We start from the raw sequence: 17,777 nt of genomic DNA, 5'->3' as shown, positions 1-17,777 counted from the left end.
CCTCCTTAGATCAGGTCGGCACCGATGGCCTGCTCCGCAAACGTCAACCGACACTTCAGACCCCCGAGCGAGGTCATCCACACCTTCGACGCCGTCGCATTCTCCAGACCCGCCTTGAACACGAACGTGACCTCTTTCCCGCGCAGCTTCGCGGGCACGGGCACCTCGTCGGCGAGCAACCAGTTATCCGACTTCTGGTCCGGGGTGAGCGGCGCGTTGAACCAGAAATCCTGGCTGCTGAACTCGTAGTCGTGCTTATTGGCCCACCCTTTCGCCCGGTACTCGGTGCCGAACTCGACCCAGAACCGCCCATACGGGCTCACGTTGGCGTCGTACATGATCGCCATCCAGGCCGCGTCGATCACCATGCGTGTCGCCCACGCCGGGATCTGCACCGTGAACTCGTTCGCGACGCCGGCCCCGCCGGGGAAGTATTCGCCGCCGTTCGTCATCGGCGCGGTGAGGAACATCTGCCGCCCATCATCCGCCGCAACCCTGGGGCGCGCGAACAGGGCCTCGGAGCGGCGTGGGGACTGCACCTCGCGGAGATCCTCGATCATCGCGTTCGTGATGGTGCCCGTCGACGCCGGCCACTTGATCGCCGCCAGCGCATAACACGTCACATCATTCAGGGCGGGCACATCATCCACGGTCTTCGCCGTCGCCGGCACGCCGGGCACGACCGACAGCTTCGAGAGCGCGCCCGCAGGCCACTGATCCCGCGGCGTGTAATGCCGCGGCAGTTCCGGGTCGAGGACCTCGTGAATGATCATGTCCCGGCGGCCCCCGGATGAGCCGGTGCCGTCGATGCCCGCCCCGGAGTCACCGAGGTAGTTCTGGGCGGTGAGGAGGGGGATGCCGTAGGTTTCGCGGTCTCTTCCGGGGGCGCGGCACTGGATCAGATCATCACCCGGCAGAATCCGCACCCCCGCCCCGGGGACGTTCATCTGCGTGATCCGCAGATCCGTCGCCCGCACCACCCCGGACCCTTCACCGGTCTCGCGCTGCAACTGCCGGCGCAGCCCCGACCCGGGGATCACGGACCCGTCCACCGCGTACGGTGCACCAAAATCAACCATCAGAAACTCTCCTCTACAGGCTCGTCCATGCGGGACGCACCCGCACTGTCAGCCACGACCCACCAGACGGGTCATGGCCTCCAAAGATCACGCGATACGATCCCGGCACCATGCCAAGATCCGACAGGCGCACCCCCGCACCGCGCACCACCCCATGCACCGGGACCCCGTTGCGGAGGACCACCATCCGCCAGGGCCGCGCATCCACCGTCAGCACCTCGTCGTAGGCGAGATCAACCGACAGCATCAGCCGCCCCACCCCGGGCACATCCACCCACGGATCACGGATCGGCCCATGCAACTCGAACACGGGGAAGGTTTCGTGATCGCCGCCGACTTGCACGAGGCTGTCGGCCTCACCACTGCCCCCGCCGAGCACGAACGGGACTTCTGCCGGGACCGGCAGCCCGCCGGTCGATTCCGGCACGAACGCGATCCGGGTGCTGGTTTCGGTGCCGTACCAGAGGTCGTTGACGGCTTCGAACTTCAGGGAGGGTTCGGCGCTGCCATCCCACAGGGTCGTATCGTCCGGGGTGACACCGCGCGGGCGGCCGATCGCGGACCGGTCACCGATCGTGAGCTCCGCCACATCAGCGATCCGGGACCGCAGTGTGGGCGCGTTCCATGCTGCCGTGAGCGCGCCCACGCGCTCCCGCACCGACGCTTCCCGCGCCGACAGGGTGTCGCCGTCGCCGACGACCAGGAGCGAGAGTTCATGCGCGGGCGCATCCTTCCGGTCGCGTCCGAACACGCGCCCGTCCCGGGTCGGATGGGAACGGTCACCCGCTCGCCATCCCGCGCTCCCGCGTTGGAAGTTCGTGATCGGGTAGGGGGTGCCGTCCCCGAACAGGAACGACACCCCCTCATAGTCGAGTCGGCCTCCAGCGAATACAGTCATCCGACCCTCCAGTGTTTACACGAGCGCGGCACGCCGTTCGGCGTGCGCCTGCTCTTCGAACCCGCGGTCGACTTCCTCGGCCGCGATCACCCGCGCCCGAGTCAGAATCGAACCGTCCTCGTCCAGGAGCATGATGCGATCCGGGAACCCGCCACCGCGAGACCCCAGCAGGTCGTCCCACTGCGACCCCGTCAGGATCGGCTCAGGACGCCCCGACCGGTTCTCCACCAACGACATCCCAGTGGGGAGCCAGCCGCCGTTGTCGTAGAGGGTGGCCGTGTGCCCGTCAGCGGCCGCGAACGGGTTGAACGCCTTCGCCATCATCTGCGCGGCGTTCTTCGCGAGCCCCGCCGCGGCATCAACCCACATGCCCCCACCGGGGAACGCGTCCTTGATCTTCGACACAGCCCAGTCCACGAGCCCGTCGAGGATCGACGCCGCACCCCCGGCTTCGCCGAGATCCTTCCCGAACATCCCCAGATACGGGGCAGGGTTGACGTGGTTGGCGTAGTTCCCGCCACCACCACCGGGACGATGCACCATGTAGTGCAAGTGCGGGCCCGTCGACATGCCAGTGGACCCGACATAGCCGATCACGTTGCCGGCCTTCACCGAGGTACCCACCCGCGTCGCGAACCGGCTCAGGTGCGAATACCGGGTGCCGAGCCCGTTGGTGTGCTGGATATACACCTCGTTGCCGCCCATCGGGACAACACCCGCCAGGCCCACGACACCGTCACCGGCGGCGTACACCTTCGTGCCCATCGGGGCCGCAAGGTCAATACCGTTGTGCCCGCCGTGATAGGGCTGCGACACCGAGTACGAGCCACGCGGCAGCGGATTCACCAAGCCACCGGTCCGGTAGCCGGGCACCTCACCGTACTTGTTCATGTGATCGAGCAGGCCCGGATGGTGCCGCTCGATCTTGAACCGAGACGGCGCACGGATCACATGCTCGTTACCATGCACAACACCCGCGACCGCGGACGCCGCGATATTACCGGTGTACCCGCCATCGGAGAACCCCTTCGGAAGGGGCACTGTCGGGATCTTCATCCCATCAGGCAGGATCTTGTTCACCGTCCCGATCAGGCCATTAATGACCGTCTCGATGACGAACTTCACCGGCTTCTTCGCGAGATCCTGGATCCCGGCCCAGGCCTTCCCGATCGCATCACGTGCGGCCTCGAAAGCGGCCTTCGGCTTCGTCTTGATGAAATCGATCATCGTCTGAAAGACGTGCTGTATCCCATTCCAGATGGTCGAGAAGAACGATTTGATACCGTTCCACACGTTCTCCCACGTCTGCTTCAGAACCTCCAGCGCGACCCGATACACGAACTGCCAGTACGCGATCTTCTCTTGGAACCAGGACACGATCCCGTTCCAGATGTTGCGGAAGAAATTCCCGATGTTGGTCCAGATCTGCGACCAGGTATCCCTGAGCAGATTGAGAGCGACGCTGTACACCTGCTTCCAGTACGCCACTTTCTGCTGGAACCATGAGACGATCCCGTTCCAAATGCCGGTGAAGAACGACTTGATGTTGTTCCACGTATTCACGAAGAACGAGCCGATGCCAGACCACAGCCCGCTCCACCAGGAGGCGATGTTGTTGCCCGTGGTTGTGAAGAACGACACGATGTTGTTCCACGTGTCGACGAAGAAGGTCGAGATGTTGGACCATGCCTCACCAAGGAACTGAGTGAACGCCTCCCAAATCGCCTTTCCGGTCTCCGTCTGCGTGAAGAAATAGACGAGTCCCGCGACGAGCGCGGCGATCGCCGTCACAATCAGCATGATCGGGTTCGCGTTCATCGCCGCATTCAGCAACCACTGCGCTCCCGCAGCAGCCTTCGACGCCACCGACGTAGCGACCACGGCGGTTTTGTGAGCTACCAGCGCGGCAGTGTTCCTCACCCACATCGTCACGTTCTTCCAACCCGTAGCGAGCTGGGTTGCAGCGAGTTGCAGCCAGAGCTTCAGGCCCGCATTGTTGGCGATCACCGCCGCCTTATGGGCTACGAGCTTCGCCGTGTTCGCGACCCAAAGCGCTGCCGACTTGATCAGCGTCCCATTCAGGAGCGCCCAGATGCCCTTCCCGATCGCAACTACGGCGTTCCACGCTTTGTGCGCAACCAGGCCGGCCTTCGCCGCTGCCGTTGATGCATAGGACGCACCCGCCGCGCCGTAGGTGGCAGCGTTCCATCCGAGCTGCACCGCTTTCGCGACCGCCAAAGCGGCTTTGACACCCTGATAGACCTTGATCGCCGTGAGAACCGCGGCGACTACGGCGGCTGCCGGTATTAGCCAGTCCCGATTCTGCGCAGCCCAATCCGCCACGGCGAACGCAACATCGATTACCTCAAGCGCGACAGGACCGAGCGCATTCGCGATTTCCGTCGATCCCGAAATGAACGCATCGATAGCTGGCTTAAGCTTCTGGATGATGTTCGCGAGGTTGCGGGTAATCGCCGTCTGGAGGTTCGCCCACCCGGTCGCGATTCCGCCGGTCGCGTCCTTCGCCTGCTTCTCAAACGATGCGAACTCGCCGACGCCCTCCGTGTTCAGCCGCACGATTGCCTGGTTGAAGTCATCCATGCTGATCTGGCCGGACTTCATCGCCTCATACAGCTGGTTCGCGTCACCCGACGCGCCCAGCAGCGACTGAGCAACCTGGTTTAGTTGTCCAGGCATCGCGGTTTGCAGCGACCGCCACTCTTCCATCTCGAACTTGCCGCGTCCGACAGCCTGCGAATACTGTTCGAACGCTTGCGCCTGATTCTCGAGAGGCGAACCACCCGCCAGCAGTGCATTATTCAGTGCAAGAGCCGTGTTCGTGGCTTCATCCAGGGAACTGAACGCGGGCGCGATACGCTGCACGTTCGACGTGATCCCATTGAGAGACGTAGGGAGGCCCTGAAGACCGTCCGACATCTTCTTGATCGCCTTCTCCGCATCAGACGCGGAGTACCCAAGGTTCTTCATGACCTTGGGGAAGTTCGCCATCGTGTCAACGCGGCTCACAGCGCCACTGATCGCACCAGTGACCATGCTGATCGCCTTGGTCGTTACAGCGGCGACAGCACCACCGACCGCGCCAGCCATCGCCGAGCTGATGCGACTACCGAGCTTCTTGCCCTCGCCAGAAACATCTACGCCGCCCAGAGCGCGCGTCACGTCACGCTGCACCCCGGGCATTTGCGTGTAGATCGTGACGTAGGCCTTGGCAATCTCAGCACCGGCTACAGACATAAGCACCCCCGTGAAATCAAGACACCGAGAGACGCTTTACGACGGTCACAAATGGGCAACAAACGGCCTTATGCAATCCGCTAAGCGAACTCAATAGAAACCCCGCAGCTAGGATCTGGAGCATGACGAGAAAATCACGCCTGATGCTCATTCCGGCCCTCGCGGCAGTCGTAGGCCTTACGCTGGCCGGATGCAGCACACCGACAACAGCAGAGAAGCCAGCCTCGGAGGCAGACGCCCCCGTAGTTGAAGAAGTGGTTGAAGAGGATCCCGCGCCTGAAGAAGGCACGAGAAACAACCCGTACCCGATTGGCACGGCGATCACGAGCGGCGACTGGACAATCACCATCGACAACGTGAACCTTGCAGCGAACGACGTTATCGCGACAAACGAGTTCAACGAGCCGGCTGCCGAAGGCAATACCTACGTGCTTGTCACAGCGACCGTCGCGTACAATGGGAATGATCCTGCGGGCGAAATTCCTATGGGCCAGATTGACTTCGTGACCGCGGACGGGAACACCATCATGCAGGCGTGGGTGGATACAACGGGGTCTGGCGCCCAGGACTTCAGCCTCTTAACCGAACTCTACGAGGGCGCGACGCACTCCGGAGCGCTAGCTTTCGAGGTTCCGGAAGTGAACGTCGGCGAAGGCACTCTGGCGGTGCAACCTGACCTGCTTGGAGATAAGGCATTCGTAGCTGTGCAGTAGCTCGCGTCGGCGAATGCGGCTGAATGCGATGTCAGCCCTATCCCCATGCTGAACGTCATTCCCGGAGCGCGACGGCACGCAATAGAACAAGGCCGTCAGGATCGGTTCGAGCCTGCGCTGCGTCTTCCTGCTGCACATAGGCACGTGCTACCCACCGGTGCGGCCTCGCCTGCGCTGGCACGACTTCATGTCCCGCACCAGCGCGACTGGCGAGTCGGTACGCAGCCTCGTTCACTGTGCGCTGCGCACCGGCACCTCTCATTACCTTGTTGATGCCCCGGATCTGGAGCTTGACCTTAACATCGTGCTTGGACATCTCTACATCCTTATAGGCTCATGGAGTGGACCTGGGAACAATCACCCTTAGTAGCGGTCACAACTTCCGCCTCACCTCAATCACCGTCGCAGCGATCGAGGACGCCACTAGAAAGTGCGCTATAGACGGACGCACGTTCCTACTGCGGGTCTTCGACCAGGCCACCAATGTAGCCTTTGAGCTCACGATTGACCCGACGACGACGCTTCAGTTCACGTACGACGCCGGGAAGCCCGAATACGTTGAATACGCTGAACAAGCTGCGCTGGTTCTTGATGCGATCATTCTCGAAGGGCCTGTGACTGTCGTCGCGAACGCGGAGTAGATGATCCCATTCGGCGGCGCTCAGTATCGGTTCGGGCCTGTTCGAATTGTTCTCGACAACCGTCTCCATTTCTCATCTACCTCCGGTATGCGGCCGCATCTGCACGTGCCTGAGCGAGTCGGTCTCGCTTCTCTCTCGACCGGATATCCGCGTCACGCAGAGATGCCGGCGGTTTCGGATCTGGAATGTTTCGTTTCTTACCCGATGCCTGCACGAGCTGCGCCTGCAAAAGATGCTCGATGCGCATCATCGCTTCCACCTCGGCAGAGACCGCCCACCAGCCGCCGTACCACTGATAAACGGCACCTCCACGAGGGAGGTTCGCAGCGAAATCGGCGACATCAAGTACACCGACTCGCCCCTCGTACATGTCCGAGAGGCACACGCCATACTCACGCTGCAAATCAGCGTTCAGCTGTGCGCGCGCCTCTCGGAGCCAGACGAGGAGCGTGATCAGTTTTTTGCGCCAGCCTTCTCGGAGATCGCCTGGAGCAGGGGGCCAGCCTCTTCAACGTCGACGAACCCGGTGCCGTCGTCCGCTGACTCGAGAAACTCTTCGAACTTCGCATCGCCGACGAGAAGTCGCAGTGCGGAGGCAAGCTGGTTGTGCTCCATCAGATCGAGGAGGCGCAGGTTCCCGAGAGCCTTCTTGCGCACCTCGTAGGTGACGCCGTTGTGCTCGACCTTCACGAGGTCCTCGGCGGCAGGCTGGTGGTCCTGCGGCTTGATGGGGGAGCGCTCGCGCGTCGACGAAGCGGTCGCGTCCGCGAAACCGACGTGCTCAGCGAGACGGGACTCGAACTCCTCGCGGGTCATGGTAACCAGTTCTTCACGGGTAGGGGATTCAGTCATGGGTGACTCCATTTCTAGAAGTAGTTTGGTGTGACTCTGGGGATAGGGTGGGGCGCGGAGTCACCACGCGCCCCACCCGGTCTCGTTACGGCGTACCTTCAGCGAGATAGGCGGGCTGATTGGTCAGCACGTAGTCCTTGCCGATGTTGTCGACGGTCAGTTCGTACCCGGCGGGGTCCTCGTTGCCGTTCGACACGTCGCCACGCTCGGAGACCTGCACGAGTTCCATGCAGCGCACCTTCTTGTACGCGCCGTCGTTGAGGACGGTGACCATGGTGCCCTCGACGGTCCCGAACGAATCCGGGATGTCGTAGCGTGCGACCGCATCTGCACCGGTACCGGTAACCGTCACCGCGCCGTGATCGTAGAAGATGCGCGTCACGACCGGCTTCTCCTCGAGCGCGGTGAAACTGAACGTCTTCTCAGTCGACGTGGTCTTGATCCGCAGCGTCTGACCCGCAGGCCAACCCTTGATCTTGTTCACGTCCACCGAAACACCCTCAGAGGGGCCGTCCTCGTTCAGCGCGCCGATCGGGAGGAACGCCTCGTCCAGATCCTCGGTCAGAGTCTCGGGCAGCGGAGTACCCTTGGGGGCCCAGAACACCATCGAGTTCATATCCGACCAGACGCGGACGTTGTCCTTTACGATGTCGACCATCACTTACCGCCCTTCGTCACGGCAGCCTTCTCGTCTGCCTGTGCGGGAGCCTTCCGCGGCTCACGCACCTTGCCTGCGGTGATCAGGTCACGAGCGCGCCCATCAGGCACGTCGATCACCTCACCCCGCTTGTACTGCTTCCCGTCAATCTCCTGACGGTTCACCACCTCAACTCGCGTCACGGCGGCACCTCCTTCAAATGAGAAAGCCCCCATTCAGGGGGCGAAATGCTTACCTCGAACCGTGAGCTCGAGAGTGAATTGATAGCGTTGCCGGCCCGTCTCAGGGTCCGGGCGAGAGGTAGGACCACCGATCTCGCGCACCCGGTAGACCGGGAGACCTGCCAGGGAACGACAGGAACGCATGTGCGCTCGTATCGTCTCAGCGAACCGCATCGCGTCAGCCCGAGACTTGCCCCAGCAGATGAGCGTGACCATCGCAGCCTGCGAGACCAGCGAAGCGGTTCCGCCAACGCTTTGCACCTGCACGAACTTCTCCGGCAGGCTCTCGGGCCTTGTGATCACTACCGTTTCGGACTGAACGGAACGTAGGTAGTCCTGCACGGTGAGTTCCACGGGGTCGAAGATGTACTCGCTCATCCCGTCACCCGCTTCACTGCGAACTGGACCGCCCACGTGTCCGCGCGCTGCCACACCCCGATCTCGCCCTCGATCTCGAAATCGAGACCACGTATACGTGCTTGGTCTGTAGACCGCACGTCCGGGGGAGTGGCAAGATCACGCGCGTACACAGTCCCACCGGTGATGACCGCGTTGCTGCCGATCTCCACTGGTTCCGACGAGTTCGACGGCGCGAACTTCATCATCAACTGCAGATGATCCGCGAAATCATCATCGACGCGGTCTCCCGCCTCGTCGTAGGTGATCTCGGCGCGGCGAATCATGACCGGCTCGTACCTCATGAGTAGTACCCCGACTTCGCGCGGATCGTGCGAAACAGGCGGGACCGCTTCACTGGCAGCCAGCGCAGATCATCCGCATTGAAGTACAACCCGCCCGACGAGATCGCCGTGTCGATCGTCTCCGAGGAAGTGTCCGAGAACGGCCCGTCCGTCACAGTTCGGGAGCGTTGCCGGATCCCGTCAGGGTTCATCAGGCGGCGCCTGATCGACTCCACGACAGCATCCTTCGCGGCCTGCTCCAGCAGCTCGTTCCCCGAGATAAACGCGTCAACGTCCACCCCGCGTTCCTTGCCGATGAGACGCAGGTTGTTCGAGGCCGTCACCAGCCAGGCAGTGACCTGCTGTGATTCAGCGACCGTGAGTTCGCCCCACACCGCTTCAACGTCCTCGACATCAGCGAATGGTTCAAGCGCCATGGGGCACCTCCTTTACTCGACCGGTACGCCAGCCTCGGCCAGGGCTTCGCGGATCTCCGACGCCTTCGCGTCATCTTCAACTTCAAAGCCGTTGGCCTTGGCGTACGCCGCCCAGGCCGCTGCGGACGAACCCTTGCCGGACTTCGGCGGGATCTTTGGCGAGGTCGCCTCGGTGAGAGCGTCGGCGGTCTTCGCGACTTCCTCAGCGATCTCCTCGGTGCGTTCCTCTGTGATGGGTTCGACCGGTACGCCAGCCTCGGCCCATGCGAGCGGGTTCGTGATGAGCTTCGCCGCCCAAGCGGGAGGGGTGCTGCCTGCCGTAAAGCAGACCAGCTCCCCCTCCCGCTCCAGCCACACGCTCTGCGCGAGAGTGGACATGATTACGCCGTCACCGTCGCAATCAGCAGCGCCTCAGCACGATCGAGCACCGGCATCGCCACCGCATCCACGTAGGTGAACTCACGGTAGGGAGGGCCGATCTTCTCGACCACGCCCACGATGCCGGGCGCCTCCGAGAAGCCGAACTCCGCTTCCTTGCTATTGACCAGCTCAAGAGCGGTCGCGGTGACACCCCACTCGGTGTGGCCAAGGTCGCCGAGATCCGCGGGCGTGAACAGCACACGGTTCGACGGGACCGAGCGTACGAACGACCCATCCACGTCGAGCTGAAGATCGTAGGGCGCCGCAAACGCGGGCAGACCCTCAGAGGCCATCAGGTCGTTGAGCTCGGTGAGCGTCACACGGGTCTTGCCCGAGGTCGCACCGTGAACGGCGTCGATGATCTCCTTGTTCTTCTGCACGAGACGGATGACCGCCTGCGAGGTGCGGATCGCCCCGGCGGGGGCACCGTTGGCGGCGACGTACACGTCGTGCCAGAGGATGAGATCCGAGAGCGGGGTCGAGGTGGTCACGTTCGACCACAGCGCCCCGGACGGTGCGACCTTCTGGTCGGCGGGAACCCCGAAGTCCGCCTCGAAGCCGACGAGGCCGTTCTCGTTGATGGTGAGCACACCATCCGCGAGAACGTCGCCCCAGGCGAGCTCGAGTCGGCGCTGCACGTTCCGGGTGAGATCGGTAGCGTCGTTGTAGATCGCGTTCGCGAGCACCCCGGTCGCGGTGCCGCCGGTACGGGCGAACTCGAGCTTGAGCCGCTCGTACTCGCCCATGTTTCGCGAGTCCGAGAGCGGGATCATGCCGACGCTCGACACCGAGCCGGTGTCGCGGTCGGACACCGAGATGCTGCCGTCGAAGGCGCGGTACTTGGCGGTGCGGTTGCGCTTCACGATCTCCGCGAAGTTGATCGTGTTGGTCTCGTTGGTGACCGAGGGGAACGCGTTGAGCAGCGCCAGGTTGTCCGGCGACGGCACGTTGCGTACGAACTCGGTGAGTGCACCCGGCGAAACGGGTGCGTCGAAGACGATAGCCATCAGCCCTCGCTCCCTTCTGCCGGCGTCGGGATGACGGTCGGCTTGTCGGTGTAGGTGATGTTGAACAGCGCGAGCCGTGCCGCGTCATCGAGTGCGCCGGCGCCGGAGGCGACGGGCAGCTTGGTCGGGTCGATGGTCGCGTTGGTGCGAACCAGCGCGCCGCCCACAACCCCGGTCGGGGCGGGCACGGTCAGCGAACCGAACAGGTGGCCTGCTGCGGTCTCGCGGCCATCCGAGGCGTCCGGGTCGTAGGGGCCGTACTTCTTGCTCGCGGTGACCTGGCCAAGCACGATGCCCGAAGGAACGAATCCGTTCGGGTAGTGGTCGTCGCTGTCGAACAGTGCCAGGTCGAGAGTCACGCTCGGCGTCTCACCAGGGCCGACACCGGCCTGGCTCTGAAGCCACGACCGATTCTCTGCCTGGAACGTCGAGCGACGTACAGTGATGTCACTCATGTCGAGTTCCTTTCGTTAGTTCTTCTTCCCGAAGCGCTTCTCGGCTTCGGCTTTGCCGGTTGCCCGGTCGGAAACCTTCAACTGTTCGTGGTGGCCCTGCCCGATCTTCACCGGGGGACGCTTACCGCCATCAGCAGGCGCGGAATGCTCCTCAACCCACTTCGTGATTGCGTCGGCGTCGACTCGCCCGTCCGCCACGAAGGTGGAACGGTCGAGATCCAGCAGCGCGGCAGCATCAGCGGTGCGCCCACGAAGGGCAATCCGCAGCGAGGTCTCGACGGTCTGCGAGTTCGCTTCCGCGAGTGCTGCGGCGCGTGCTTCAGCGCGTGCCTCTTCCACGGCACGTTCCTGCTCGCTGAGCTTCTCCTTGCGGAGCCGCTCAAGCTCCTGTTCAAGCTTCGCGACATCCTCGGGGGTCTTCCCGTTGAATGCCTTGAGCTTGTCCTGAGCGCGGCGCTTAGCCTTCTCCTCGAACTCTGCACGCTCTTCAGCGGTCATCTCCGAGGTGGGCTTCGGCTTCTCCTCCGGCTTGCCACCTTCCCCTTCGGGGCCGGTGAACATGAGTCGGAACGGGCGGTGAATGAACATGGTTTGGTTTCCTTTCCCACGAAGGGATGAGTGTGTTTCCCCACGAAGGGGCTGCCGCATGGTGTGCGGAAGATTAAGCGAGCGCTGCGATATCCTCAGGGGACGTGAATGTGTAGTCGCGCCAGGTCAGCAGCGGCCCGATCTCGCCGTGCTCGTGCGTCACGATGAGGTCGGTGAAGTCCGACAGCGGCCGGCCCTTTGCGTCGGTCTTGCCGATCCCAAGATCGCGAGCATCCCGTCCGACTGAGACGTGATCGAGATGCGTCGCGATCTGGGTGTACGTCTCATCCAGCAGAGTTGGGTTGATCACTTGCTGGCCGAACTCGCCGTAATACGGCTTGCAGCCACAATCGCATCCGGGATGGATCGGAAGCAGATCCCCACGGTGGTAACGCTGGGTGGACGCGATCACGCACAGCGCGCAGTTCTCGCGACCGGTAAGCGCACGCTGGAACCCTTGGAACCTCGAGCGGCCGATCGCGTTCCGCGCGGAGTGCGTCTTGGCGAGCTGCATGCCGGTCGAGATGAGATCAGCGAGGCGCTCGGCCCCGGCAGAGACTGCCGCAGTGACGGCCTTGCCTTCGTTCAGCGCCGTATAGGTGGATGCGAACGGCCGATGGTAGACCTCCGCAGCGGACGTGCCTCGTAGAGCCTCGGTAGAAGCGGAGAACGGCAGACCGTTCCGGATGCTGCCAAACTCCTCGACCGCGAGCCGCCGAACGTAGGCGTCCGTCAGGTCAGAAATCTTCTGCTGGCCCGCCTCGATTCGAGGCACGAGCACCCTGAGCATGCGCTCATAGTCGGCGTCGCGCCACGAACCGAGACCGTTCCATTGATTGCGGGCGAAACGTAACAGAGCATCACGAACCTTCTGCACCTCTGACTGGTAGGCGACATCAAGCTTTGTGGCCACTAGCGCTCCTCCACTTCACCCGCCTTCGTCTCTGGGAGACGCAGCGCAACTGGCATGGCGCCAGTGAACTCGAGCGCAGGGAGACCAACTTCCGCCGCCGCATTTGTGGGCTCGACTCCGGCCCGGATAAGCACACCGAGCGCGTCTGCTGCTGCCTTTTTCTGCTCAGGCGTCAGATCAGGCTGGCTGGCTGGCTGGCTGGCTGCGCAGCATCCCCGATCTCCGAGAACAGCAGCGCCGCGTCAGCAGCCTCAGCCTCAACCGCAGCGATCTCATCCGGACTCATCTGCCACACCTCGCGAAGGATGGTGCGGAGAGGCAGAACCGACGAAACCTGCGAAGTCGCAGACGCCTTATCGGTGATCGTGTACCGATCAGCAGGCGTGAACGATACCCGGATGTTCTTCTTATCCGCGCGCTCCTCATCTCCTGCCGTGAGGAAGATGAGATGGAACACGTCAACCAGGAACCTGCGGAGGCGCTTCTGCTTGTCCTCTACCGCGAAGGTCAGCCCCTCGCGAGTGAAGTTCGCGCCTGAAGCCGACTGGTTATCAGGAGCAAACATGCCCATCGGCCGCCGAGACACCGCAGCCAGAGAAAGCTGCTCCGCCTTGATCGCCGCAACCAGCCCCTGAGTATCAGCCTGAGTCGATTCCCACACCTTCGACCCGGACGGCAGCAGGAACCACGAGCCTGGATCGGACGTGAGTACGTCTTCGAGGTCTTCCACGTTGAAGGTGTTCGCGAGGTCACCTCGAGCGGCAGCGTCCGGGTCGTCTACGTCAGCGAGGATCGCCCGCTGCTTGTAGGCCTGGTACAGGATGATGACCGAGAGCTGGAACGTGAACCGGTTGATGCGGCGCAACTGCGGCAGGAACGGTTCGAACTCGCCCATGCCTCCCGTGTTGCGGAGCCGAACTACCGGCACGAGCCCATGATTCAGTGCTTGGCCGTCCGGCCCGCCTTGTTCCTTGTCCCACGACCACGCTTTCGGATCAAAGTCCGTTGAAGCCGTGCCATCGCCACTCTTCACAGCGACGAAGACGCGTGCATACCCGTCCTCGAAGTACCGACCGGCCACCGAGAGATACACATAGTCCTTGCCCTCGTCGCCATCGTGCAGGAACCTGGCTGCGGCACGGTAGCGGGACTGGCGGATCGGATCGTGGAACGTCACCACGTCGCGGGGATCCTGAGGCGTGACGGACACGTCGCCGTCTTCGTCCTCACCGACCATGGCGTACGCGTCGCCGGCCCACAGCATGGTGTCAACGAACGTCGAGAACTCAACATCAAGGTTCGATGCAAGCCAATACGCCCACGCTTCCTCATCAGGGTCATCCCCGGAAGCGCCAGTACGAATATCTCGCACTCCCAGTCGTTCACGAAGCAGAGCGATGATGAGCTGCGCCCAGTTCGTCACCGCCTCCGACTCGAACTCACGGAACGCTTCACGAGCTTCCTTCACGGCCTGCGGAACTGGCGGTTCGCCCTTCCGCCAAGCATCGAGATCGTTCAGCCGTGCGAGCCCGGCAGCGCGCTTGGTGAAGCACTTCTCGAGCCACCATCCGGGGCTGTTCTTCCTGCTCACACTGATAGCCATGCAAGCCTCCAATCAGCCACGGGCATTCAGCCTTCGAATCACAGAACGCTTTGCCGGTGTCGCTTTCGCGCCACCCTTGATGGCGTCCAAGCGCGCCTTCCACGAGAGAACCGCGGCCATTGCCGCATCGAACTTGAGACCCATCTGTCCGTCCTGCTTCTGCATCACATACAGGGGTTTGCCTTCGTCGTCACGCAGGCGAAGTTCCTTCTTGCCCGCGTTGCCGAGATGCCGAATCAGATCGTCATGCGGGGATACGGACTCACCGATCACGGTGTCGGGGATCGAGAGCCCGCCGAAGCTGATGTCGCCGGCGTCGAGCGCTTCCTGATACTCGCGCAGAACGTACGCCATCATGCCGTGCCGCTTCGTGTAGAACTCTTCTACGTGCCCCGGCCGCTTCGCATGCCACGCTCCGACCGTTTCAGTCCAGTGCGGCGGGTCTGCGTAGAGCTTGTAGACGCGGAAGTACTTGAACGCCCACTCGATGACTTCCGTCACCTCATGCTCGGGCACTTCCCACTCTTCAACGTTCTCCGGGCGCTCCCAGAGGCCGATGAGCTGCTGCATACCAGTGTCGATGTCGGTAGCAACGATCGCGGTAGCGTCACGGAACCGGGCACCATCGAAACCGAGCGCAACGAACGCACCACGTGGGATCGTGCGCCCCGGTTCGCAGAGCCCGACGATCTGCGGGAGTGAGAAGAACGTCGAACCCGACTTACGCCACCGATTCAGCCAGACCCGCTCGAGGTAAGCCTTGTCCGCGCCGGGCCGCTCCCAGTTCTTCGCGATGTTCTCAAACTGGCCCGGGCCATACTCTCCAACCGGGCCAGTAGCATCCGAAACCGCGGCGATGATCTGCTCACGAGTCTCGAGCTTCGGATGATCATCCTCCGCCGCCCAGCGTGCAAAGAAGAACAGAGCAGGATCATCGATCTCGCCGCGGTGGATCGCTTCAGCCTCGGCGCGCAGATCCTCCTCAACGGACTTCTCACCAGGAGCGCCCGCCGTCGACGTGTGCAACGCCCAAGGATCCTCGAGCGGACGCTTCGACAGGTTCGCCATCATCGTCTCGTACGCGGCCTTGTGCGTCGGCAACTTCAGGCGGTGAGGCTCATCGAAGTGCATGAACGTCGTCAGCGCACCGTCACGCGAACCGGGAGCGCCAGCGACGGGAACGGCCTTGCCGTCATCCTGGCCACGGTTTCCAAGGCGCATCACACGCTCATCGGTGATGTCGAACAAGTCAGCGTCGGGGCCCTCGCCAATGACGTACTTCAGCACGCCGAACGCGAGCTCTTCGACCTGTTCCTTCGCGACCGCCATCATCGGGATGTACGGGAAGTCGACCGGCATACCGCGGAGTTCATCGCCCTCGTAGTAACCACGAACCGGTGCCTCGGGATGAAGCTCGAGCGCCACAACCCAGGCCGCGAACTCGGTCTTCGCCATGCCCTTGCGCCACTCGATGCCTCCGCGCTGAAATCGTCGACGTCCCTCGTAGCGGTGGCCCTTCGGAAACACTTCGTACATTCGGCAGAGCGCCGCATACTTCTCCGCATCAACCCGTGCTGGCTGCCCCGACAGGGAGCCAGGGCCGAACACGAAGCGCTCCTCGATGAAATCCTTCAGAGCAGGCCCCAGAGTCGGATAGTCGAGATCCAGTGGCGGCACAATCAGCGTCGCCATGGCCACCACCTACTCCACGAGCGTCAACCTCGGGTCATCACTCTTCGGTGGCTTCTTGATCGACTCCTTGCGCCGAGCAGCACGAGTCTCAGCCTCATCCGCCTGCGCAAACTGAATCTTCAACCGCGCCCGATCCTCGGGAGTCGCACCAAACTTCGCCACACGAAGACGAAGCTCGCCGGCAACCTTCACATCACCAGACCAGAACTTCGCATGAATCAGAGCCGTGTCCAGCAGCTCAGACCAATCAGTCGACGTGAACTCAGCAGACAACGGGGAATCCGCCCACATCTGCCACCAATCACGAGTCCGCTGCGGCCACTTGAACTCCTGAGAGACAAGCTCGCCATCAATCTCGACCTGTACATCGAAATCTGGGAGCGGCGGCTGCTCAACAGGCTCAGCAACAATCAGACGAAGATCCGCATGCCCAGACTTCTTGGAACGTCTGCTTGGGTGATTCGGAACGGGCCCTCGGCCAGCCATACGATCACCTCCTACGCAGCGAGCGCGAGCAACTCCTTGAACGCCTCAACAGTCATGTTCCCGCGCTTCGAGTTGCACGAGTTGTGCGCGCAACGCCAGTTCGACGGCGCATGCTCACCACCGCGTGAGAGCGGAACTACGTGATCAACGACCGGATAGTCAGGATGCGGATACGCGGCGCCTGGATTCGTCGCCCGCCCGCACAAGTGGCAGAGGTAATTGTCGGCTTCGAGCACCGCGAGGCGCTTACCATCTTGAATCTTCGCCCCAGCCTCGAGGGCGCGCCGCTTTGCGGACATCTCAGCAGCACGACCATCAGCCCTGCGGCGGGCATTAAACTCACGGTTTCGGCAGGTCTGAGAACAGTACTTTCGCCTAGCATGGACGCCGACGAATCGTTCGCCGCAGACCACGCACTCCAGATCATGCCGAGATGGGACGTAGCGCTCCTCGTGCCTCCGTTTAGCTAGCTTCGCCTGACGCTCGACGTACTCGGGATTGCGTGAACGATAGTGCCTCAGCCGACATGCCTCGGAGCACCACTTCTTCGGGTTGCGAGCCCGCGTCGCAGGCATCAGGGGTTCGCGGCAGCTAACACAAACCGTGTATACCTTCTTCGGCTGCACTGCTTCCCCTTCCGTACGGGTCAATAATCCCAGACCCCCGCAGATTCAAATCCACAGCACCTCACCGCTGCTCTGTGCGGTCCGGGGGAGGGGGGTGACAGCCTCCCCTGCACGGGGCGTGGCTGTTCGCCTGCGCCGTTCTGAGAGGCTGTCAGTGGTAGCCCTGTGCTGTCCTTTGCTTGCGTGCTGCGAGGGCTTCTGCTTGTGTTTTTTTCTTGTGGCATGAGGTGCATGCGCCTTGCCCGTTGTTGGGGTCGAGGCGTGCGCCGCCGCGTTTGATGTTGATGATGTGGTCTGCTTCGTCGGCGTTGCCGGTGCAGCCTGGTAGTTGGAGCTTGCAGGTCTTGTCTCTGCGTCTCACTGTGCGTGACCATGCTCTGTCTGCTGCGTCTCGGGGGCTGCCTTTGCCCCAGTGGTGTTGGGTGTGATCGTCGCAGTACCGTGTGTTGGTGATCCGATTCTCGCATCCGGGATGTGGGCACTTGCGTGGCGCTCGGGGCATGGGTCTCCAAGGGTGCTGGTGCGGACGATCCCGGGGGAGGTGCTGGGGGTC

22 protein-coding genes are annotated in these 17,777 nt (G+C 62.7%); 2 read left to right on the top strand and 20 right to left on the bottom strand.

All coding sequences use genetic code 11. The features are described 5' to 3' along the window. Nucleotides 1-5 precede the first annotated feature (5 nt). The 3 genes from AC0KXF_RS04695 to AC0KXF_RS04685 are packed head-to-tail and all read right to left on the bottom strand — an operon-like array spanning nucleotide 6 to nucleotide 5,232. Nucleotides 6-1,079, bottom strand: a complete 1,074-nt coding sequence (locus AC0KXF_RS04695) for a hypothetical protein (RefSeq protein ID WP_473108079.1) — start codon at nucleotides 1,077-1,079, stop codon at nucleotides 6-8. A 13-nt stretch (nucleotides 1,080-1,092) separates the two neighbouring features. Then, a complete protein-coding gene (locus AC0KXF_RS04690; RefSeq protein WP_473108078.1) occupies nucleotides 1,093-1,977 on the bottom strand; it encodes a hypothetical protein in 885 nt (294 codons plus the stop codon). Nucleotides 1,978-1,992: 15 nt separating this feature from the next. Then, nucleotides 1,993-5,232 carry a tape measure protein gene (locus AC0KXF_RS04685; protein ID WP_473108077.1) on the bottom strand — a complete coding sequence of 1,080 codons (3,240 nt, stop codon included), beginning with the start codon at nucleotides 5,230-5,232 and terminating at the stop codon, nucleotides 1,993-1,995. Between the two features lie 122 nt (nucleotides 5,233-5,354). Between AC0KXF_RS04685 and AC0KXF_RS04680 the strand changes: the two genes are divergently transcribed. Continuing rightward, a complete protein-coding gene (locus AC0KXF_RS04680; protein ID WP_473108076.1) occupies nucleotides 5,355-5,945 on the top strand; it encodes a DUF4352 domain-containing protein in 591 nt (196 codons plus the stop codon). Between the two features lie 55 nt (nucleotides 5,946-6,000). Here AC0KXF_RS04680 and AC0KXF_RS04675 read toward each other — a convergent pair whose 3' ends face one another. Then, nucleotides 6,001-6,261 carry a hypothetical protein gene (locus tag AC0KXF_RS04675; RefSeq protein WP_473108075.1) on the bottom strand — a complete coding sequence of 87 codons (261 nt, stop codon included), beginning with the start codon at nucleotides 6,259-6,261 and terminating at the stop codon, nucleotides 6,001-6,003. 25 nt (nucleotides 6,262-6,286) lie between these two features. On the opposite strand from AC0KXF_RS04675, the gene AC0KXF_RS04670 reads away from it, so the two are divergent. Continuing rightward, a complete protein-coding gene (locus AC0KXF_RS04670; protein ID WP_473108074.1) occupies nucleotides 6,287-6,586 on the top strand; it encodes a hypothetical protein in 300 nt (99 codons plus the stop codon). Nucleotides 6,587-7,039: 453 nt separating this feature from the next. Here the strand turns inward: AC0KXF_RS04670 and AC0KXF_RS04665 are convergent, their stop codons facing one another. The 16 genes from AC0KXF_RS04665 to AC0KXF_RS04590 form a co-directional block, all read right to left on the bottom strand. Next, the gene (locus AC0KXF_RS04665) at nucleotides 7,040-7,438 is read right to left on the bottom strand and encodes a hypothetical protein (protein WP_473108073.1); all 399 of its coding nucleotides are present in this window, start codon (nucleotides 7,436-7,438) and stop codon (nucleotides 7,040-7,042) included. Between the two features lie 85 nt (nucleotides 7,439-7,523). Further along, entirely contained in the window at nucleotides 7,524-8,096 is a 573-nt protein-coding gene (locus AC0KXF_RS04660) for a hypothetical protein (RefSeq protein WP_473108072.1), read from the bottom strand. Further along, a complete protein-coding gene (locus AC0KXF_RS04655; protein ID WP_473108071.1) occupies nucleotides 8,096-8,278 on the bottom strand; it encodes a hypothetical protein in 183 nt (60 codons plus the stop codon). Before AC0KXF_RS04655 ends, AC0KXF_RS04660 begins: the two co-directional genes overlap by 1 nt. 33 nt (nucleotides 8,279-8,311) lie before the next feature. Then, nucleotides 8,312-8,695, bottom strand: a complete 384-nt coding sequence (locus AC0KXF_RS04650; protein WP_473108070.1) for a hypothetical protein — start codon at nucleotides 8,693-8,695, stop codon at nucleotides 8,312-8,314. Beyond that, on the bottom strand, nucleotides 8,692-9,000 hold the full coding sequence (locus AC0KXF_RS04645) for a hypothetical protein (protein WP_473108069.1): 309 nt from the start codon (nucleotides 8,998-9,000) through the stop codon (nucleotides 8,692-8,694). The genes AC0KXF_RS04650 and AC0KXF_RS04645 overlap by 4 nt, the downstream gene beginning before the upstream one ends. 14 nt (nucleotides 9,001-9,014) lie before the next feature. Next, nucleotides 9,015-9,434 (bottom strand): Gp19/Gp15/Gp42 family protein, encoded by a 420-nt coding sequence (locus tag AC0KXF_RS04640; protein WP_473108068.1) that lies wholly within the window; start codon nucleotides 9,432-9,434, stop codon nucleotides 9,015-9,017. Nucleotides 9,435-9,446: 12 nt separating this feature from the next. Beyond that, complete coding sequence (locus AC0KXF_RS04635; RefSeq protein WP_473108067.1) at nucleotides 9,447-9,812, bottom strand: hypothetical protein; 366 nt, start codon at nucleotides 9,810-9,812, stop codon at nucleotides 9,447-9,449. Between the two features lie 2 nt (nucleotides 9,813-9,814). Beyond that, nucleotides 9,815-10,861, bottom strand: a complete 1,047-nt coding sequence (locus AC0KXF_RS04630) for a major capsid protein (protein ID WP_473108066.1) — start codon at nucleotides 10,859-10,861, stop codon at nucleotides 9,815-9,817. After that, nucleotides 10,861-11,316 carry a head decoration protein gene (locus AC0KXF_RS04625; protein WP_473108065.1) on the bottom strand — a complete coding sequence of 152 codons (456 nt, stop codon included), beginning with the start codon at nucleotides 11,314-11,316 and terminating at the stop codon, nucleotides 10,861-10,863. Before AC0KXF_RS04625 ends, AC0KXF_RS04630 begins: the two co-directional genes overlap by 1 nt. Nucleotides 11,317-11,331: 15 nt before the next feature. Further along, on the bottom strand, nucleotides 11,332-11,904 hold the full coding sequence (locus AC0KXF_RS04620; protein WP_473108064.1) for a hypothetical protein: 573 nt from the start codon (nucleotides 11,902-11,904) through the stop codon (nucleotides 11,332-11,334). Between the two features lie 73 nt (nucleotides 11,905-11,977). After that, nucleotides 11,978-12,817, bottom strand: coding sequence for a hypothetical protein (locus AC0KXF_RS04615; protein WP_473108063.1), 840 nt, complete (start codon nucleotides 12,815-12,817; stop codon nucleotides 11,978-11,980). Nucleotides 12,818-12,989: 172 nt separating this feature from the next. After that, complete coding sequence (locus AC0KXF_RS04610) at nucleotides 12,990-14,420, bottom strand: phage portal protein (RefSeq protein WP_473108062.1); 1,431 nt, start codon at nucleotides 14,418-14,420, stop codon at nucleotides 12,990-12,992. 12 nt (nucleotides 14,421-14,432) lie between these two features. After that, nucleotides 14,433-16,112, bottom strand: a complete 1,680-nt coding sequence (locus AC0KXF_RS04605; RefSeq protein ID WP_473108061.1) for a hypothetical protein — start codon at nucleotides 16,110-16,112, stop codon at nucleotides 14,433-14,435. 9 nt (nucleotides 16,113-16,121) lie between these two features. Continuing rightward, nucleotides 16,122-16,598, bottom strand: a complete 477-nt coding sequence (locus AC0KXF_RS04600) for a phage terminase small subunit (protein WP_473108060.1) — start codon at nucleotides 16,596-16,598, stop codon at nucleotides 16,122-16,124. An 11-nt stretch (nucleotides 16,599-16,609) separates the two neighbouring features. Beyond that, nucleotides 16,610-16,897, bottom strand: coding sequence for an HNH endonuclease (locus AC0KXF_RS04595; protein WP_473108196.1), 288 nt, complete (start codon nucleotides 16,895-16,897; stop codon nucleotides 16,610-16,612). 478 nt (nucleotides 16,898-17,375) lie between these two features. Then, nucleotides 17,376-17,726 (bottom strand): HNH endonuclease, encoded by a 351-nt coding sequence (locus tag AC0KXF_RS04590; protein WP_473108059.1) that lies wholly within the window; start codon nucleotides 17,724-17,726, stop codon nucleotides 17,376-17,378. Nucleotides 17,727-17,777: the final 51 nt, after the last annotated feature.

The sequence above is a fragment of the Leucobacter holotrichiae genome (assembly GCF_055791005.1).
This window is presented reverse-complemented; position numbering and strand designations above follow the sequence as displayed.